The following is an 18,164-nucleotide window of genomic DNA, read 5'->3' on the forward strand; positions in this document are numbered from 1 at the left end:
CTTTATGGCCAACGTACTGATCATCGGCGCCGGCGGTGTCGGCCAGGTGGTTGCGCACAAGTGCGCACAGGTTGCTGAGGTATTTGAAAATATCACCCTGGCAAGCCGCACCAAAAGCAAGTGCGACAAGATTGCCGCTATGCTGCCGCGCAAAATCGACACCGCTGAAGTAGATGCGGACAATGTGCCTGAATTGGTAAAACTGATCGAAAAAGTGAAGCCGGACCTGGTCATCAATGTGGCCCTGCCCTACCAGGATCTGCACATTATGGATGCCTGCCTGGAAACCGGCGTGCACTACCTCGATACCGCCAATTACGAGCCGCCGGAAGAGGCCAAGTTCGAGTACAAGTGGCAGTGGGCCTACCAGGAGAAATTTGAGAAAGCCGGCCTGATGGCACTGCTGGGCAGCGGCTTCGATCCCGGCGTCACCAGCGTATTTACCGCCTACGCCAAGAAGCATCACTTCGATCGTATCCACACCCTGGATATTCTCGACTGTAATGCCGGCGACCACGGCCTGCCGTTCGCCACCAACTTCAACCCGGAAATTAATATCCGCGAGATCACCGCCAACGGTCGCTACTGGGAAAATGGCCAGTGGGTTACCACCAAGCCGATGGAAGAGAAACGCGTATTCAACTTCCCCGAAGGCATTGGCGATAAGGATATCTACCTGCTCTACCACGAAGAGCTGGAATCCCTGTCCAAGCACTTCCCGGAAATTGAGCGCGCGCGTTTCTGGATGACCTTTGGCGAGAGCTACCTGAAACACCTGGAAGTTCTGCAAAACGTCGGAATGACTGGCATTGAGCCGGTGGAATTCCAGGGCCAGCAAATTGTACCTATCCAGTTCCTTAAAGAGCTGCTGCCAGACCCCGCCAGCCTCGGCCCGCTGACCAAAGGCAAGACCTGCATCGGCAACATTATCCGTGGCACCAAAGACGGCGAAGAGAAAATCTACTACGTCTACAACACCTGCGACCACCAGGACTGCTACCAGGAAGTTCAATCCCAGGCGATCTCCTACACCACCGGCGTACCGGCCATGATCGGTGCCAAGATGATGCTGGAAGGCAAGTGGATGAAGCCCGGCGTGTGGAATATGGAGCAGATGGATCCAGATCCCTTTATGGATGACCTGAACAAGTACGGCCTGCCCTGGCAGGAAACCTGGTTGGATAAGCCCTTCCAGTAAATCGCTTCTTTCCCGACCTAGCGGGGCGGACTCCAGTGCCCGCCCCGCCGCACCAGGATATAACGCACCATGGACCTCACTCCCCCCGTTGACTATTTCGGCAGCTTCGATCCCTACCGCGTTCCCTCTCCCTGTTTTGTGATCGATGAAATTGCCCTGCGCAATAATTTGGCATTGCTCGCCGATGTACAGGAACGCAGCGGTGCCAAGGTACTGGCAGCGCTCAAGGCCTTTTCCATGTTCAGCACCGGGCCCATCGTGGCTGAATATCTATCCGGGACCTGTGCCAGTGGCCTGCACGAAGCCAAACTGGGGTTCGAAGAGTACGGCGGTCGCGACAAAGGCAAGGAAGTTCATGTCTTCAGTGCCGCTTACAAGGATGAGGAACTGCGGGAAATACTGCAATTTGCCCACCATGTAATTTTCAATTCCTTCTCCCAATGGAAGCGTTTTCGGGAGTTGTGCCTGGATATGCAACAGCAGCGGCCAGAGCTGCGTTTTGGCCTGCGTATCAACCCTGAGCACTCCGAGGGACACACCGATCTCTACGACCCCTGCGCCCCTTGTTCGCGCCTGGGCATCGTGCGCTCGCTGTTTGAAGGGGAGTCCCTCGAAGGCATCAGCGGCCTGCACTTCCACACGTTATGTGAACAGGATTTCAAACCTCTGCAGCGCACAATCGCTGCCGTGGAGGAGAAGTTTGGCGATCTGATACCACAAATGGAGTGGATTAATTTTGGCGGCGGCCACCATATTACTCGCCGGGATTACCAGGTGGATGAGCTGGTCGAAGCAGTGCGCAGCTTTTCCGACAAGCACAATGTACAGGTCTACCTGGAACCCGGTGAGGCCATCTCCCTGTTCGCCGGAGTCCTTGTGGCTGAGGTAGTGGATATCGCCTGGAACGGTGAAAACCAAGCCATCCTCGACGCCTCTGCCACCTGCCATATGCCCGATGTGCTGGAAATGCCCTACCGACCGGAAATTACCGGTGCCGCTCGCCCCGGTGACTTACCCCACACCTACCGCCTGGGCGGACAGAGTTGCCTGGCCGGTGACAGCATTGGCGAATACAGCTTCAGTCAACCACTGCGGATTGGCGAGCGACTGGTGTTCGAGGAAATGGCCTACTACACCATGGTGAAAACCAATACTTTTAACGGTATCCCCCTACCGGCTATCGCCCTGTGGAATTCGGATACCGACGACCTGAAGATGATCAAAACTTTCGGCTACGAAGATTTTAAGGAACGCCTCTCCTAAACAGTGCCGATAGAGATAGATGCGGCAGGCAATGAGTTATTGCCTCCGCCAGAGGACCAGTAGATGTTGTCAGAAAACGAATACCCCATTTTTCTCGGCTCCGAAATCGAGCAGCCGAAGCCGGAAGACGCCCTCTTTCACATTATCCCCATCCCCTATGAGGAAACCGTCTCCTACGGTGGCGGCACCGGCAAGGGCCCGGCCTCCATCCTGGAAGCATCCTGGCAACTGGAAACTTTTGACAACTTCTCCAACCCCTGTGACCTGGGCATCTACACCCGCTCGCCGGTCTCGGTTTCCGGCCCTGCAGAACAGGTGATGGAGAATATCGCCGCCGCCACCAAAGAAGTGTTGGCGCTTGGCAAGATGCCGGTGGGTATCGGCGGTGAGCATTCGGTGACCTGGGGTATTATCAAAGGGCTACTCGACGCCGGTGAAACCGATTTTGGCGTGGTGCAGATCGATGCCCACGCCGACCTTCGCGATCGCTATGAGGGCCACAAACACAGCCACGCCAGCGTGATGCGTCTAGTGGTAGAAGCCGGTGTCCCCCTGTTCCAGCTGGGTATCCGCGCCTATTGCGAAGAGGAAGTTCAAGCCCGCAAGGACCACAACGTGGGCTATCTGGATGCCCACCAACTGGTGCCAAACAATGTGCAGGAATTCCAGTTACCGGAGAATTTCCCCAAGAAAGTCTTCTTTACACTGGATGTGGACGGTATGGACCCATCGGTCTTCCCTTCCACCGGCACCCCGGTACCCGGTGGTCTCAGCTGGTACCAGACCCTCAACTTGTTCGAATCCGTTGCGCGACAAAGAGAGATTATCGGCTTCGATCTGCTGGAATTTGCACCGATCGAGGGCTTTCACGCCTATGATTTTGCCGCCGCACAGCTGATGTATAAGCTGATGGGAATCATCCAGCGCAACCGCTGACCACTGATCCAGCCTCCGGCACTTTGACAATTCTTAACCAATTAACCTGTCTTTAATGTCAGGATAAGGGTTAGTATGTCAAATGTGAGTAATCACTTCGCTGGAGAGACTGTGAATAAACTGAATGTCGTAATTGGCGCCAGTGCGTTCCTGGCGCTGGCCGCTTTTGCCTTTAGCCCACCGGCCGATGCGCGCGGTTATGAGCGCGGGGGAGATCATCGCCACCACCACCGTGGCGGTGTTTATCGCGGACCACGTGTTTCGATCGGATTTGTTGCGCCCGTACTACCTGTTGGCCATGTGCGTGTCGCAGTTGGCGGACGTCCCTTTTACTACCATGGCGGACATTTCTACCGCCACGGTCCCCGTGGTTACGTCGTTGTCGCCGCCCCCCTGGGCGCCTCGGTAGTCACCCTGCCAACTAGTGCTGTCAGAGTCCATGTGGGCGGAATTACTTATTACCAGTACGCCAATGCCTACTATCAGTGGCACCCGGCTACCCGAACTTATGTCGTAGTAGCACCACCTGCAGTGGCTGTAGCTCCAGCACCCGTGGCCGTTGTTCCAGCGCCTGCGCCGGCTGTAGCCGTTCCTGTTGCAACGGCAGCAGCTCCCGCTACTGTGCCTGCAACCCCGGACCCTGGCCCGCAGGGCTTCCAGCCCGGACAAGTGGTGGAAACCCTACCCAATGGCTATGCCGCTGAAATTATCAATGGCATCCAGTACTACCGCTATGGCGGCAATTACTTTATGCCGACCCAGCGCGATGGCCAGGAGGTCTACGTAGTCGTCAAGCTGTAAGCGCGGCTTCGCTTTCCAGCCCGTGAAAGCGGGCAAACTGCCCCAGAGCCCGGTGGTAACTCGCCTCCAGCGAGACACCGGGTTTCTTGTTCCAGTGCAGGGCCTCTATCCGCAATACACCCGCATCCCGATCAGCTTTCAAATCCACCTGCCCCACGAATTGATCGCCGTATAAAATCGGCAGACAAAAATAGCCATAGCGGCGCTTGGCCGCCGGTACATAGCACTCCAATTGATACTCAAAATCAAACAGCCGGCGCAGGCGTTTGCGCTGCAATATCACTGGGTCGAATGGGGATAACAGGCGCACTTTGCGCGATGGTCGTACTGGCTCCCAGTCCAGGTACTCGGTGAGCATCAGCTCTTTCCCCCACTGAGTGAGCTCACCGGTTGCCAACATGCGCTTAATTGCCAGCTGGATAAGGGGTTTGTCGTCCCTGCGCAGGTAAGCAATTTCCTCCGCTCGGCCAATCCCCTGGCACCCCAGAAAAGTGCGCACCAGATGGCTACCATACTCAATTTCCGAGGCGGCATTGGTCGAGATTCTTGCCGGCAGTATCCGCTCCGGGAGATCGAAGACTTTTTGAAAGCCCTCCCGGTGGCTGACCATCAGCTCACCTTCATGAAACAACTGCTCCAGGGCTTTCTTTTCATCGGACCACTCCCACCATCCACTCTTGGTGCGCACAAAATCACTGGCCCTCAGGGCACCCTCCTCTCGCACACGATCGAGAACATAGCGACACAGCTTGGCATTCTTTTCAAACCAGTGGCGCTGACCGGCGCGGATACGATCCATACGCACCCGCGCATAGGGGTAGTGGGCCATTGGCAGGTAGGCAGCGGCGTGGGACCAGTACTCGAAAATTTCGCGGCGCTCTTCAGCTTCAGCCAGGTGTGACTCGCGGTAACGGGGCAGGCGATTGTAGAGCTGGTGGTGGTGGGCCCGGGTAATTCGCTGGATAGCATCCAACTGTAGGGCGCCAAGATGTTGCAACAACCCCGACAATCCTTCAGTCCAAGAGCTGTGGATAAATTGGCGTTGCAGCACCAGTGCGCGGATCTTTTGCTCGGATAACAAGAGGTGGCTCCCCTAGGCTCGGATATTCGACAGCCGCGAACCTAGCAGAAAGGCTTATTCGCCCTGGTAGTATTCCGGCGCCAGATTATCGAAGCGAGTGTATTTGCCCACAAAGGCTGCGCGGCAGGTGCCGATCTCACCGTTACGCTGCTTGCCGATAATCAACTCGGCCATCCCTTTATCCGGGCTGTCCTCGTTGTAGTATTCATCGCGGTAGATAAACAGGATCACGTCAGCGTCCTGCTCGATCGCCCCGGATTCCCGCAGGTCCGAGTTCATCGGCCGTTTGTTGGGGCGCTGCTCTACTCCCCGGTTGAGCTGCGACAGGGCAATCACCGGGCATTCGTATTCTTTCGCCAGCGCCTTGAGAGAGCGGGAGATCTCGGAGATCTCCTGGGTGCGGCCCTCAGTAGACCCCTTCACCTGCATCAGCTGCAAATAGTCCACCATAATCATGGCGGGCATACTCTTGGCCTCGGCGTCTTCGCGGCTTAACTTGGGGTTCTCGCGCATCAATTTGTTGATGTGATCGCGCACTGTGCGCTTGGTACGGGCGCGCACCTCGCTGGGACTCAGTGCCGGCGTATCATCGATATACAGGGACTTGCCTTTCATCTTCTGCACGGCACTGGACAGCTTTGGCCAATCCTCTTCCTGCAGCTTGCCGTTCCTGATGCGCCCCTGGTCGATACGACCAATAGAAGACAACATCCGCATCACCAGGCTGTCCGAGGGCATCTCCATACTGAAGACCAGAGTCGGGCTCTCCTGGCAGAGCATGGCGCTCTCGATAAAATTCAATGCGAGCGCGGTCTTACCCATGGAGGGACGCGCGGCGAGAATAACCAGTTCGCCCGGCTGCCAGCCGGAGGTGCGCTGGTCCAGCTCGGTCAGACCGGTACTGATACCGGTGATATCACCCTCGGTCTTGAACAGCTCATCGATGCGCTCGACAGTCTTTTTCAGTAGGGTATCCACGCCGACAAAGCCGCCCTCTTTGGCGCGCCCCTCGGCGATTTCCGCCACGCGGCGCTCAGCCATCTGCAGCAGGTCGGCGGAGGCAAGGCCGCCGGGATTAAAACTGGTGCGGCTGATCTCACCGGCAGCGGCGATCAGCTGGCGCAGCATGGAGCGCTCACGCACGATCTTGGCGTAGGCGACGATATTCGCTGCGGAGGGAGTGTTTTCGGCCAATTCCGCCAGGTAGGCAGGGCCACCCACTTCACCGAGCAGGTCGCGGCTGGCGAGGCCTTCGGCGAGGGTAACGATATCCAGGGGCTGTTCGCCATTACTCAGCTCGCCCATAACCGCAAAGATCTTGCGGTGACTGGCGCTGAAGAAATCCTCTTCACTCAGCTGTTCGGCAACGGCATCAATACGGCCCGGGTCCAGCATCAGGCCGCCGAGCACAGACTGCTCCGCCTCTACCGAATGCGGCAGGGGTGAACTCTCTTCGCTGCGGATCTCTTCTTCAGGGGCGGCGTATTCGTCGATCATGGGACTTTACTGGATAGTAAAAACAAAACAGGCGCTGGACCCGATAGGGTGCAGCGCCCGATTGTAGCGCGGCTGGCGCCCGAAGCACCAACCGTTCGTCAGCAAAACCTTACTCGGCTTCGATAACGACTTTAACTGCAGCAATTACGTCGGAGTGCAGCTGTACGTCTACGTCGTACTCGCCCACTTCGCGCAGCGCGCCTTCCGGCAGCTTAACTTCAGCTTTAGCTACTTCAACGCCACCAGCGGAGATCGCTTCAGCGATGTCGCGAGTGCCGATAGAACCGAACAGCTTGCCTTCGTCGCCAGCGTTAGCAGCGATGGTAACAACCAGATCGGCCAGCTTGGTAGCGCGGCTCTCAGCTTCAGCCAGCTTAGCGGCAGCAGCGGCTTCCAGTTCAGCGCGCTTAGCTTCGAACTCAGCAATGTTAGCGGCGGTAGCAGCAATTGCCTTACCAGTCGGCAGCAGGAAATTGCGGCCAAAACCGGCTTTAACATCAACGCGGTCACCCACGTTGCCCAGTTTGCCTACTTTATCGAGCAGAATAACTTCCATCTCGGTTTCCTCAATTTCTGTATTGTGCGGGCGCGCTTATTTGGAAGAGCGTCCGCGAATATCTATCCAGCTATCTACCAGGGCCAGGCCGCAGAGGAAGCCCGCCAAGGGCAGCCCTCCAATCACCAGCATGATGTACATCGCCACCAGGGGACCTACCCCCCAACCGCGACTGGCAACCAGCCAGTGGACCAGGGCAATACCAGCTACCACCATCGGGAACGCAATCACCGCTCCCCAAAATGCGTAGCCTGGGGTTACCAAGCTGACTACCCACAACAACATACTTGTCGCTGACAGCCACAGGGGCAGGCGCAGCTGGTGGAACTCCTGGCGGAAACCGCCGGGGTTGTACAGCAGGGCCTGCCAGTAACGCCCCAGTACCAGAGCCAATGTGGCGCTCATCGCCGATATCAGGCCCAGGTAACCGGTAATTTGCAATTCACCCGAAAATATCTGCTTCAGTTCATCCATTGGAACAGTATTGGGCTGTTCCGCTGCATTCTCGACTGCCTGCAAGAACCCTTGCATCAGTCCTCCACTGAAGAGAGAGGTCAGCAATATGCCTGCTGCTGATGCCGCCGTTACAGCCACCAGGCCAGCGGCCCAGGAGCGACTGCTGCGCAATGCCATGGCGCCGCAAAAAACTGCAACAAAATGGCCTGCGGATATACCAGTCACCAGTGGTGGTACATGACCACTCATACCCATAACGACAATCGGCAACAGAGCCCAGGCCAAAACCATCAGGCCGTCACTGCTGCCTCGGCGCAAACTCACCAGAGCGAGAATTGCCGGGCTTATCAGCGGAATCCCCAACATGGTGAGGATTACCGCCCTGACGCGTCCGCGCATAATAAATTCAGCTACGGCGCGCATATCTAGATAGCTTCTCTATTAATGAGTCTAAGCAAACTGCGGCTTAGGCTTCGTGGCTGTCCGTGTACGGCAGCAGGGCCAGGTAGCGAGCGCGCTTGACCGCAGAGGCCAGCTGACGCTGATACTTGGCTTTGGTACCGGTAATACGGCTAGGAACAATTTTGCCAGTCTCGGAGATGTAGGCTTTCAGGGTATCGAGATCTTTGTAGTCGATACGCTTAACACCTTCAGCGGTGAAACGGCAGAACTTGCGACGACGGAAAAAACGTGCCATCTGATAATCCCCTTACTCTTCGCTTTCAGCGTTATCGGAAGAAGCTTCTGCAGCGTCGGAAGAAGCTTTCTCTTCTCCGGCGCGCTCGCGACGCTCGGTGCGCTCTGCACGGGCAGCTTTGCGCTCACGGCTTTCTTTTTCCGCTTTCATGATCGGGCTCTCTTCAGTGATCGCCTCGTCTTCACGAATTACCAGATTACGGATAACCGCATCGTTGTAACGGAAGTTGGTAGTCAGTTCCTCAAGGGCTTCTTCAGAACATTCTACGTTCATCAGAATGTAGTGAGCCTTGTGGATCTTGTTGATCGGGTAAGCCAGACGGCGACGGCCCCAGTCTTCCAGACGGTGAACCTGTCCACCGCTCTCCTTGATGGACGCAGTGTAGCGCTCCACCATGCCAGGTACCTGCTCGCTCTGGTCCGGGTGAACCAGGAATACAATTTCGTAATGACGCATTTTAGCTCCTTACGGGTTAATCAGCCTCTCGGACAGTCCGATGAGGCAAGGAGTACAACGGGCACGGATAAACCGGGCCCATTGCGGGCGGCGTATTCTAGGCAGTTGTGGAGTTGGTTGCAAGTTAACCAGTTGCATCAGGCCCTGTGCCTTCGCCCACCCGGTTGCAAGCTGATCAATTACCTCAAGCAAGTGCATTCGCATTCCAAGTTAGAGGTTGATCAAAATGACTACCCTGCCACTCGCCTTGTTTCTGGGATTTGGCGGATTGGGACACAGCACTGCTCGGTCTGGTCATGGGTTTGGCAAGCTGGCTTCGCCTATGATGCCGGACTGTTAAAGGGAGAAGTACCATGCCCCAACAAACCCACCAATTAGAATTTGGCGCCTTCCAGGTACCAGTAACCACAGTACACAACGGCGAAGGCCCCCTGGTATTGGTGCTTCCCGCGATGGGCGTACCGGCCAACCGCTACCGCCTGCTCTTGGAAGAACTGCAAAAGCTCGGTTACAACACCGCCATCAGCGAATTGCCCGGCACCGGGGAGAGCCTGCCGCGCCCCCACCGAAATGCCGACTACGGCTACAACGATCTGGTGTTTTCGTTTATCCCGCAGTTAATCCAACTGCTGGAACAGCAATTCCCCCAGGGGCCAGCGCTGATTCTCGGCCACAGTATCGGCGGTCAAACCAGCACCCTGGCAGCCCGCGCCGGCCTCACTGGTAACGCCAAGGTTGTCAGCATCGCCTCCGGCCATGTGGACCACCGCAGCTGGAGTGGCCTGCACAAGTACGCCATCCTGCTCTTCGCCTCAATTGCCAGTGTGACCTCAAGCCTGCTGGGTTATTTCCCCGGTGCGCGCATGGGATTCGGCTGGCGCGAAGCGCGCAGACTGATGAAAGACTGGGCCCGATCCATATTTAGTGGCCGCTTTGCTCCAGAGGATCGCTTTGGGCAAATGGAAAAGACAAGCCAGCCCACCCTGCATATTGCGCTGGACGGCGACCCCTTCGCCCCTATTCAGGCCGCCCGTAAATTAGCGGCGATCGTCGGCGGCGAAACCCGGGAGATGAAACCCACTTATCCCAAGGGCAACCCTCACCTCAGCTGGATCAAGAATCCCGCCCCCGTAGTTGAGGCGGTACAGCAGTGGCTACATAAAGATCCTGCTCTCAACTGATTTTTCTTTTTCTGTCTTTCCTGTATGGCTAAGAAAGCAATTCACAGCTTTCTTAGCCATGTATTAATAAAAACTGCCCGCTCCACCTCCCTCCCACATCGCAGCCAACAATCTTATTTGTCTTTCCGGTTTTCACGGTTCAGTTCCGATTGTGGCCAGTGAACCAATCTCTTGAGCGGTAAATTCACCACTGAAACGACATCGCTAAAGTAGGTTATCCCCATGAACAACAGCCCATTCAATACCTTCACCCAATTGCATCGTGCCGCAGCCCCATTGATCCTGCTAAATGCGTGGGATGCTGCCAGCGCTTTAATCTGCCAAAACACAGGCGCCCAAGCGGTAGGCACCAGCAGTGCCGCCGTCGCCTGGTCACTGGGTTATGCCGATGGCGGTGCCCTGCCAGTTGAGGAACACCTAAACGCTATCGCGCGGATTGCCCGGGTGACCTCATTACCTCTGAGTGTGGATATTGAAGATGGATATTCCCAAAACCCCAAACAGGTAGCTGAGCTGGCCTGTAAAATGGTCGCGCTGGGAGTTGCAGGCATCAATATTGAAGATGGTAACGACACCCCCGAATGTCTCGGCGAAAAGATCAGCGCTATTCGCCAAGCACTTAACGGCCGCCCGCTTTTAATTAATGCTCGTACCGATGTTTATCTCAATGCACTCGCCAGCGGTGATAAAGCGGTAAATATGTGTATAGAGAGGCTAGAGCTTTATAAGAGTGCCGGTGCTGACTGCGGCTTTGTGCCTGGGCTCTCTTCAATTGAGGAGGCAAGGAGTTTGGCAACGGGTATCGACCTGCCAATAAATATTATGCTGCTTCCGGATATGGCCCCTCTATCGGAATTTTCTGCCGCAGGTATAAAACGCTTTAGTACCGGACCAGCATTATTCCAATCTGTCTATGGCCATTTAAGCGAATCTTTAAAACAGCTGGCAGCGGTTAAAAGTGACGCTAATTTGTTTAGCAAGGCGTTGGACTACGGCACACTGAACTCTGCCTTTATTAAAGAGGCATAGAGAGAGGCAATATAGCCGGGGCATATCGATGCCCGCCTTGTTGCCATCTACGAAAGTTCCGCAGGCAAACCTTTTGAGTGACTCTTATAAAAAAACAAGGAAAAACCACTATTACTTAAATAGCTAATACTGGAATATCCAATAAAGAAACATAAAACAATTACTTGGGCGTTAAATTGTAAAGTAATAGTGCTGGAGTGCACCTAATACAAAAGGTGAGTATTGGAAAATCCACGTATTTATTAAGGTAAGAGCCGACAACCAAGACTTGCTTTGATTGTCGGCTAAATATTTACCTACGCTGCAGTATCCACCAGGACAACAAGTGGTATTTCCATCAGCGATGGATAAATATTTTCGCTCTTATCGATATACTTACCACTTAATAAAAGTCGATACCACTGCTATCACCACCGTAAGTAGTATCCCCCCAGATCACAACAGATTTATCGTCTTTTAGCACCGCGCACCCGCCATAATTAGTTGCGCCAAATGTCATTACGCCATCCGCCAGTTGGTCACTAATACTACTGCTATCAGTGAGACAAGAACCCCAGGTAGTTGCAGCCCCATTACCCGTTATTGCTGCAAAACCAGTCGGGTAGGCCTGAATCACTTCCACTGCTCCAGTCAACTCAGAGCTGACTTCACTGCTATCACCTCCAGAACCACTAAGCCCCCAAGTGACAACTGAGCCATTGGATTTAAGAGCAGCAAAAGCATTATAGGATGCCGAGATTGTTACGACATCGCCCACCAGCTGATCACTCACACTGCTACTATCACCACCGCGGTCAACGTATCCCCATGTAACAACAGAGCCATCTGACTTGAGTGCGGCAAACGCATAACCTGTCGAAAAAACAGTGACTACATCACTGGAAAGTTCTGCGCTTACCGCACTGCTATCGCCACCAAAATCAGCATACCCCCAAGTCACAACAGAACCGTCTGACTTGAGCGCAGCAAAAGCATCATTTGTTGAAAAAACAGTGACTATATCGCTGGAAATCTCTGTGCTCACCGCACTGCTATCACCACCCCCATCGACATATCCCCACGTTACAAGGGAGCCATCGGATTTAAGCGCAGCAAAAGCACTACTTGATGGGAAAATCGCCACTACATCACTGGCGATTTCATCACTTACCGCGCTGCTATCACCACCTGCAGAATCTTTCCCCCAGGTTACTACGGAGCCATCCGCTTTTCGGGCGGCAAAAGCCTCCCCATTTTTTGTATAAACTTCCTCAACGCCGCTGCTCAACTGAGTACTAACGTCACTGCTGTCACCACCAGTACGATCTTGCCCCCAAGTCACAACAGAACCGTCAGACTTTAATGCTGCAAAGGCATATTTCGCTGGATAAATCTGAACCACATTATCAGCCAAGCTTGCGCTCACAGAGCTGCTATCCCCACCATAGCTGTGGGTCCCCCAGGTAATAACAGAACCATCGGATTTTAATGCCGCAAAAACAGAATCTGCAGCATAGATTTCCACTACATTACTGGTTAGGCTGGCACTGACCTCACTAAAGCTAATATCTGCTGGATAATAATCATCAGGCCATGAAACAACCGAACCATTATTTTTTAATGCGGTAAATTCCCTTTTGCTGCCAACAATCTCACGTACATAGACAAGGTGCTCAATCTCCAGATCCACAGTCTCACCTTCAAAGGAAGCACTCAGAGTCGCTGAGCCACTCTGCAGGGCGGTGATAAGGCCAAGCTCTACGGTTGCCAAACTAGTATCACTGATCGACCACTCGGCCTCTTCGGTAACATCCACTGAGGTGTCATCATCATAGTTAGCCGTCAGATAGTATTGATCAAAATTAGAGGCATCCCTATCCAGTTGCAGGCTCTGCAGCATTGGAGCCAACTCAACATCAACCTGCGCATCAACCCCCTCATAAGAGGCACTCAAAGTGAATGAACCACTATGCAAAGGAGTAAGCAGCCCTGCCTCAACCGTTGCCAGGCTATCGTCGCTCACAGACCAGTCCGCTTCCTCAGTAACATCAACAGAAGAGTCATCACTGTAATAGGCCGTTAGGAAATACTGGTATTCATTGGTGCTATCTTGTTCCAGCCCTACACTTTCCAGCGTTACGGTATCTGTCCCACCACTACCACTGCCATCACCGCTCCCATCGCCATCACTGTTGCTGTTATTACTACTGCTACCCCCTCCGCCACAAGCACTGAGCAGGCCAATAGTGAGTGTGAATAACCCGAAACGTAAAATGTGCAAAATGTGCAAATGCCAAGATTGATATTGGCCCGTAACTCCGTTCATATAAACCCCCTCCAGTAAAGCCGACATAATAAAAAGCCAAGTGCCATATAGCAATTCAAATGGCCTTCAAATTACAAATATTTCAGCCGACTCCAAATCTATAAAGGTATTAAAATACGATTCACTAATGAATAAGACCTAATATTATTTAAATAAAAACGAACAAAAGATTTAGATACATGAGTACTAATTAAAAAGAGCCAGACCTAAAACTCGGTGAAGCTATACTTATCTTTTCAATCAGCAGACACCCTTAAATCCACTTTTGAATTTATAGCTCTGCTAGGGATTTTCGTCATCAGCAATTGCAACATTTCCAATTACTTATATTTAAATTCTCACCGTTCTAAAAACTGCAAAAGAACGGTTACCTTACAAGATCGATAAAACTTAAATGATCATTCGCGCCAGCAGATCAAGTGGGCTTTAGGCCCAATGATTTACCGCACTTTAACGGCAACAAGTTAACTGCGACTGGCTTTATGGTTGCTTTGATTAAACAAAGCCATCGAATATGAGAATAAACCAAAACCCGATGATCCACACTAAAACCATATTATTACTGCAGATTAAAAATATAGCGGAAGCTATTATCGCAGCAACGTTGCAAAAACCTTGCTTTTTGCAATTCGATTTAGTGACAGGAAGAATTAGGGGAATTTATCGATAGATCACCAGAGGCTATCTGGAAATAACGTTATGGATATTATAAGCACCGACCTGTACGCCCAGAGATAAATTCTCCCCAGCCAGTACAGGTCATACAGGCCCCTTAGCCGTTGCGCTGACGCACAGCCTCAAACAGGCAAACACCCGTGGCAACAGAAACATTTAAGCTGCTTACCTCTCCCGCCATAGGAATTTTGATCAAATGATCGCAGTGTTCCCTAGTCAGGCGCCGCAAGCCGCTGCCCTCGGCCCCCATAACCAGCGCCAGGGGGCCAGTTAATTGGCTTTGGTATACATCCTGTGTGGCCTCACCGGCTGCGCCATATATCCACACTCCCGCCTGCTGCAGCTGCTGTAATGCGCGAGCCAGGTTAGTCACGGTAACAAAGGGCAATACTTCAGCTGCACCACAGGCCACTTTGCGAGCTGTTGGCGTCAGTCCGGCAGATTTGTCTTTTGGTGCAATCACTGCATGGACTCCAGCAGCCTCTGCCGAGCGCAGGCAGGCTCCCAGATTGTGGGGGTCCGTCACGCCATCCAGCACCAATAAGAAAGGCACTTCCCCGCGCTGATCCAGTTGTTTTAGCAGGTCGAACAGGAATTTTTCATCGTGTACCTTTGTTTTGCCAGAACAGATGGCAACAACACCCTGGTGGTTAGCACCATCCTCAACCTTTTCATCCAGCGCTCTCCGGTCAATAAAGCGCACGGCAATATCATTTTTTTCCGCCTGCTGGATTATTTTTTGCAGGCGCTGATCCTTGCGGCCACGCAGTAACATCAGCTCCGATACATTCTGCGGAGAACCTTTTAGAAGGGCCTGCACTGCGTGCAGACCATAGATAACTTCCTGACTCAATTTATTCCTCGATCACTTTTTCTTTTTACTGCTAGAAGAAACCTTTTTCTTCTTTTTTAATTTACCCGAACGGGTTTTGGCGTTTTCAGCCTTTTGCGCGGCTTTACGGGCCGCCACTGCAGGCCGCTTTCCACCCTTGCGTGTCGGGGTGCGCTTTTTAATCTTGCGTTTGGGCTGGGCATCATCACTTTGCCCGCCTTCACCTCGCCTATTTAGCGGCTCTTTTTCCGGTTTTACTACAGGGGCTTCAACGCTGGCCTCTACTGGCACAGCCTCATCTGAGCCCACCTTGCGCTTGCGGAAAGGCGAGGGCTTGGCTGTGGTCTCGGTATGCTTGGCCCAGGGGTTAGTACTGGTATTGCTGGGCTTTTCTTTTTTATCGCGGCCCCGGCGCTCGCGTTCTAATTGATGTTCTACTGCCATTTCCATAGCGCGGGCACTCACCCGCGTACTCTCTTTCTTTTTCTTCGACTCACGCTTGGCGCGTGGGACCAGTTCATTCAAGGTGAAATCCACCTTGCGCTCTTCGAGATCTACCCGTGCAACCTGCACGGTGACAGAGTCGCCCAAATGGTAACGTTTGCCACTGCGATCCCCGATAAGACGCTGGTGCGCCTGCTCAAAGCGATAATAGTCTTTGGGTAGGGCGGTGACATGAATCAGTCCCTCCACGTAGAGATCATCCAACTCCACAAATAATCCAAAGCCTGTGACCGCACTGATAACGCCGGAATAGGTTTCGCCCACATGATCCTGCAGGTATTCACATTTAAGCCAGCTGAGCACATCCCGGGTCGCATCGTCGGCGCGCCGCTCGGTCAGGGAACACTGCTCCCCAAGTTGCAACATGGCCGGCATGTCGTAGGGCAAAATCTGCTCGCGAGCAATCGGTTTGGCGCCGGGCACCGAGTAAACTTTTTTTGCCACCGCAGCTTGGTTGGCGCTGCCGTTGCGTATCAACCAGCGCAGCGCCCGGTGCAGGAGCAAATCCGGATAGCGGCGAATCGGGGAGGTGAAATGGGCATAGGCCGGGTAATCCAAACCGAAGTGTCCGCGATTCTCCGGCTGGTAAACCGCTTGGTTCATAGAGCGCAGCAGCATCACCTGAATAATATGCGCATCTGCACGGCCCTCAATCTGCTCCATCAGGTCCTGGAAGTCTTTGGGCTGGGGCTCACCACCACCGGGAAGGCGCAATCCCAATTCACCCAGGTACTCGCGCAAATTACTGAGTTTTTCCTCTTTGGGCGCATCGTGCACCCGGTAGAGTGCGGGCAGTTCCGATAGCTCCATCAGACTCGCCGCGCAGACATTGGCCGCGAGCATACACTCTTCGATCAGCTTGTGAGCATCGTTGCGCACCACCGGAATAATCCGCTCAATTTTTCGCTGGGCGTCAAATATTATCCGGGTCTCAGTCGTTTCAAAATCAATAGCACCCCGGCGCTCCCGCGCTTCGCGCAACGCCTGGTAAAGATCGTGCAGGTTGTCCAGGTGCGGAGTCAGGGTCGCAAATTGCTTGCGGGCACCACTGTCGCGGTTATCCCGCTCATCGAGTATTTGCCCTACCTGGGTGTAAGTCAGGCGCGCGTGGCTGCGCATAACCGCCTCAAAGAAACGATAATCCTGAATTTCACCGCTTCGGTTGATGTGCATTTCGCACACCATACACAGCCGATCGACATCGGGGTTTAGGGAGCAAAGGCCGTTGGACAATTTTTCCGGCAACATGGGTACGACAAAGTCCGGAAAATAAACCGAGTTTCCACGGCCGTGCGCCTCCTCATCCAACGCACTACCCGGGCGCACATAGTGAGAAACATCGGCAATGGCTACCAGTAATTTCCAGTTGCCGTCGGGTAAAAGTTCGCAGTAGACCGCATCATCAAAATCCCGCGCGTCTTCACCATCAATAGTAACCAGCGGCAGCTGGCGAAGATCCACCCGGGATTTCTTGTGGTCCTCAAGCACTTCATCGGCGATTTCATTGACCTCAGCCGTCAGTGCACTGGGCCAGGTGTGGGGAATTCCGTAGTTGCGGATCGCAACATCGATCTCCATACCCGGTGCAAGGTGGTCACCGAGAATTTCGCTAACCTTACCTTGCGGCACTTTATCCCGGCCCGGTTGGGTAACTATTTTTACTACAACATACTGGCCGTGATCAGCTCCGGCGGTGTCCTCAGAGGCCACCATAATATCCAGATTAATGCGCGGATTATCCGGGCGCACAAAACAAATGCCGTTTTCCCGGTACAGGCGCCCGGCCAGCTGCTCGGTATTGTGCTTGATCACCCTGACAACAGCGCCCTCGCGTTTACCTCGAAAACCTCCGGGCGTTTCCCGCACTAATACTTCGTCACCATCAAAGACTTTGCGCATCTGTCGGTGGGATAAAAAAAGATCGGTGCCGCCATCGCTGGGGATAACAAAACCAAAACCATCCCGGTGCCCCATAACCCGGCCGCGTATCAGGCTCATTTTATCCAGTACACCAAAATCACCGGCGCGGTTGCTTGCAATCTGCCCATCCCGGGACATGGCGATCAAACGGCGCCTTACCCCTTCGCGACGATCCTCATCGGTTATTTCCAGTAAATCGGCCACCGCTTCCCAGGGCACAGGTTCCGCCTGATTCTCAAGAACTTGTAACAAGTACTCCCGACTGGGCACGGGCTTTTCATATTTCTCCGCCTCGCGCTGGGCATGAGGGTCAATATTGAAGGGGTCTGAGGTATTTTTTTGAGTCAAAACAGCATCCGTTGTTGGGCAGTTGCCTGGGTTTGGCAACCTCCGGAGATTATCCGGCCATAAAGAAAGGCGGCGTTGGTGGTGGATTCCTGGTCAATAATTCGCCGCTATTGCACGCATTATAAGCGATTTCGCCAATTTTCCCGACCTAAGAAAAAAATGATGAAAAAAGCGCAACGCAGCCGTTGACACAGGGGGGGCAGATCTCTATAGTTCGCGTCCTCAACGGAGCACACGTTGATTTGCCCAGGTGGCGGAATTGGTAGACGCGCTAGCTTCAGGTGCTAGTGACCTAACGGTCGTGGAGGTTCAAGTCCTCTCCTGGGCACCAATTCCAAAAAGGCTGACTCGCAAGAGTCGGCCTTTTTTCGTTTGGGTGATTTAATTTTCCAGCCCTCGCTTTTAACTCTTTCCTTCTAAAACCCAGCC

At 53.6% G+C, this 18,164-nt stretch carries 15 protein-coding genes and 1 tRNA gene; 7 read left to right on the top strand and 9 right to left on the bottom strand.

Annotated elements, in window-relative coordinates; all coding sequences use genetic code 11:
- Nucleotides 1–4: 4 nt before the first annotated feature.
- From ACJJIR_RS20060 to ACJJIR_RS20075, 4 genes are all read left to right on the top strand, one after another.
- The gene (locus tag ACJJIR_RS20060; protein ID WP_444906588.1) at nt 5–1,198 is read left to right on the top strand and encodes a saccharopine dehydrogenase family protein; all 1,194 of its coding nucleotides are present in this window, start codon (nt 5–7) and stop codon (nt 1,196–1,198) included.
- Nucleotides 1,199–1,267: 69 nt separating this feature from the next.
- A complete protein-coding gene (gene nspC, locus ACJJIR_RS20065) occupies nt 1,268–2,461 on the top strand; it encodes a carboxynorspermidine decarboxylase (RefSeq protein ID WP_108731493.1) in 1,194 nt (397 codons plus the stop codon).
- A gap of 63 nt (nt 2,462–2,524) precedes the next feature.
- Nucleotides 2,525–3,397 (top strand): agmatinase, encoded by an 873-nt coding sequence (gene speB, locus ACJJIR_RS20070; protein WP_444906589.1) that lies wholly within the window; start codon nt 2,525–2,527, stop codon nt 3,395–3,397.
- Nucleotides 3,398–3,508: 111 nt separating this feature from the next.
- Nucleotides 3,509–4,198, top strand: a complete 690-nt coding sequence (locus tag ACJJIR_RS20075; protein WP_444906590.1) for a DUF6515 family protein — start codon at nt 3,509–3,511, stop codon at nt 4,196–4,198.
- On the opposite strand, the gene ACJJIR_RS20080 is transcribed toward ACJJIR_RS20075, so the two are convergent.
- From ACJJIR_RS20080 to rpsF, 6 genes are all read right to left on the bottom strand, one after another.
- On the bottom strand, nt 4,188–5,279 hold the full coding sequence (locus ACJJIR_RS20080) for a winged helix-turn-helix domain-containing protein (protein WP_444906591.1): 1,092 nt from the start codon (nt 5,277–5,279) through the stop codon (nt 4,188–4,190). The genes ACJJIR_RS20075 and ACJJIR_RS20080 overlap by 11 nt on opposite strands.
- Before the next feature lie 54 nt (nt 5,280–5,333).
- Complete coding sequence (gene dnaB / locus ACJJIR_RS20085) at nt 5,334–6,776, bottom strand: replicative DNA helicase (protein WP_444906592.1); 1,443 nt, start codon at nt 6,774–6,776, stop codon at nt 5,334–5,336.
- Between the two features lie 109 nt (nt 6,777–6,885).
- Entirely contained in the window at nt 6,886–7,332 is a 447-nt protein-coding gene (gene rplI / locus ACJJIR_RS20090) for a 50S ribosomal protein L9 (protein ID WP_282930238.1), read from the bottom strand.
- 36 nt (nt 7,333–7,368) lie between these two features.
- Nucleotides 7,369–8,211, bottom strand: coding sequence for a YybS family protein (locus ACJJIR_RS20095; protein ID WP_413664135.1), 843 nt, complete (start codon nt 8,209–8,211; stop codon nt 7,369–7,371).
- Nucleotides 8,212–8,254: 43 nt separating this feature from the next.
- Entirely contained in the window at nt 8,255–8,485 is a 231-nt protein-coding gene (gene rpsR / locus ACJJIR_RS20100; RefSeq protein ID WP_108731487.1) for a 30S ribosomal protein S18, read from the bottom strand.
- A 12-nt stretch (nt 8,486–8,497) separates the two neighbouring features.
- Nucleotides 8,498–8,941 carry a 30S ribosomal protein S6 gene (rpsF, locus tag ACJJIR_RS20105; RefSeq protein WP_282930240.1) on the bottom strand — a complete coding sequence of 148 codons (444 nt, stop codon included), beginning with the start codon at nt 8,939–8,941 and terminating at the stop codon, nt 8,498–8,500.
- 353 nt (nt 8,942–9,294) lie between these two features.
- Here rpsF and ACJJIR_RS20110 point away from each other — a divergent pair, with 353 nt between their 5' ends.
- Both ACJJIR_RS20110 and ACJJIR_RS20115 read left to right on the top strand, forming a co-directional pair.
- Nucleotides 9,295–10,122 (top strand): alpha/beta fold hydrolase, encoded by an 828-nt coding sequence (locus ACJJIR_RS20110; RefSeq protein ID WP_444895409.1) that lies wholly within the window; start codon nt 9,295–9,297, stop codon nt 10,120–10,122.
- Nucleotides 10,123–10,344: 222 nt separating this feature from the next.
- Nucleotides 10,345–11,151, top strand: coding sequence for an isocitrate lyase/PEP mutase family protein (locus tag ACJJIR_RS20115; RefSeq protein ID WP_444906593.1), 807 nt, complete (start codon nt 10,345–10,347; stop codon nt 11,149–11,151).
- A gap of 382 nt (nt 11,152–11,533) precedes the next feature.
- Here the strand turns inward: ACJJIR_RS20115 and ACJJIR_RS20120 are convergent, their stop codons facing one another.
- The 3 genes from ACJJIR_RS20120 to rnr all read right to left on the bottom strand — a co-directional run bounded on the left by ACJJIR_RS20120 (nt 11,534) and on the right by rnr (nt 17,735).
- Complete coding sequence (locus ACJJIR_RS20120; RefSeq protein ID WP_444906594.1) at nt 11,534–13,456, bottom strand: RCC1 domain-containing protein; 1,923 nt, start codon at nt 13,454–13,456, stop codon at nt 11,534–11,536.
- A 772-nt stretch (nt 13,457–14,228) separates the two neighbouring features.
- Complete coding sequence (gene rlmB / locus ACJJIR_RS20125) at nt 14,229–14,984, bottom strand: 23S rRNA (guanosine(2251)-2'-O)-methyltransferase RlmB (RefSeq protein ID WP_444906595.1); 756 nt, start codon at nt 14,982–14,984, stop codon at nt 14,229–14,231.
- A gap of 12 nt (nt 14,985–14,996) precedes the next feature.
- Nucleotides 14,997–17,735 (bottom strand): ribonuclease R, encoded by a 2,739-nt coding sequence (gene rnr, locus ACJJIR_RS20130; RefSeq protein ID WP_444906596.1) that lies wholly within the window; start codon nt 17,733–17,735, stop codon nt 14,997–14,999.
- A gap of 244 nt (nt 17,736–17,979) precedes the next feature.
- On the opposite strand from rnr, the gene ACJJIR_RS20135 reads away from it, so the two are divergent.
- Nucleotides 17,980–18,066: transfer RNA gene (locus ACJJIR_RS20135), tRNA-Leu, on the top strand.
- The last annotated feature ends 98 nt before the right edge of the window (nt 18,067–18,164 follow it).

The organism is Microbulbifer maximicatervae (SeqCode) (assembly GCF_052467385.1).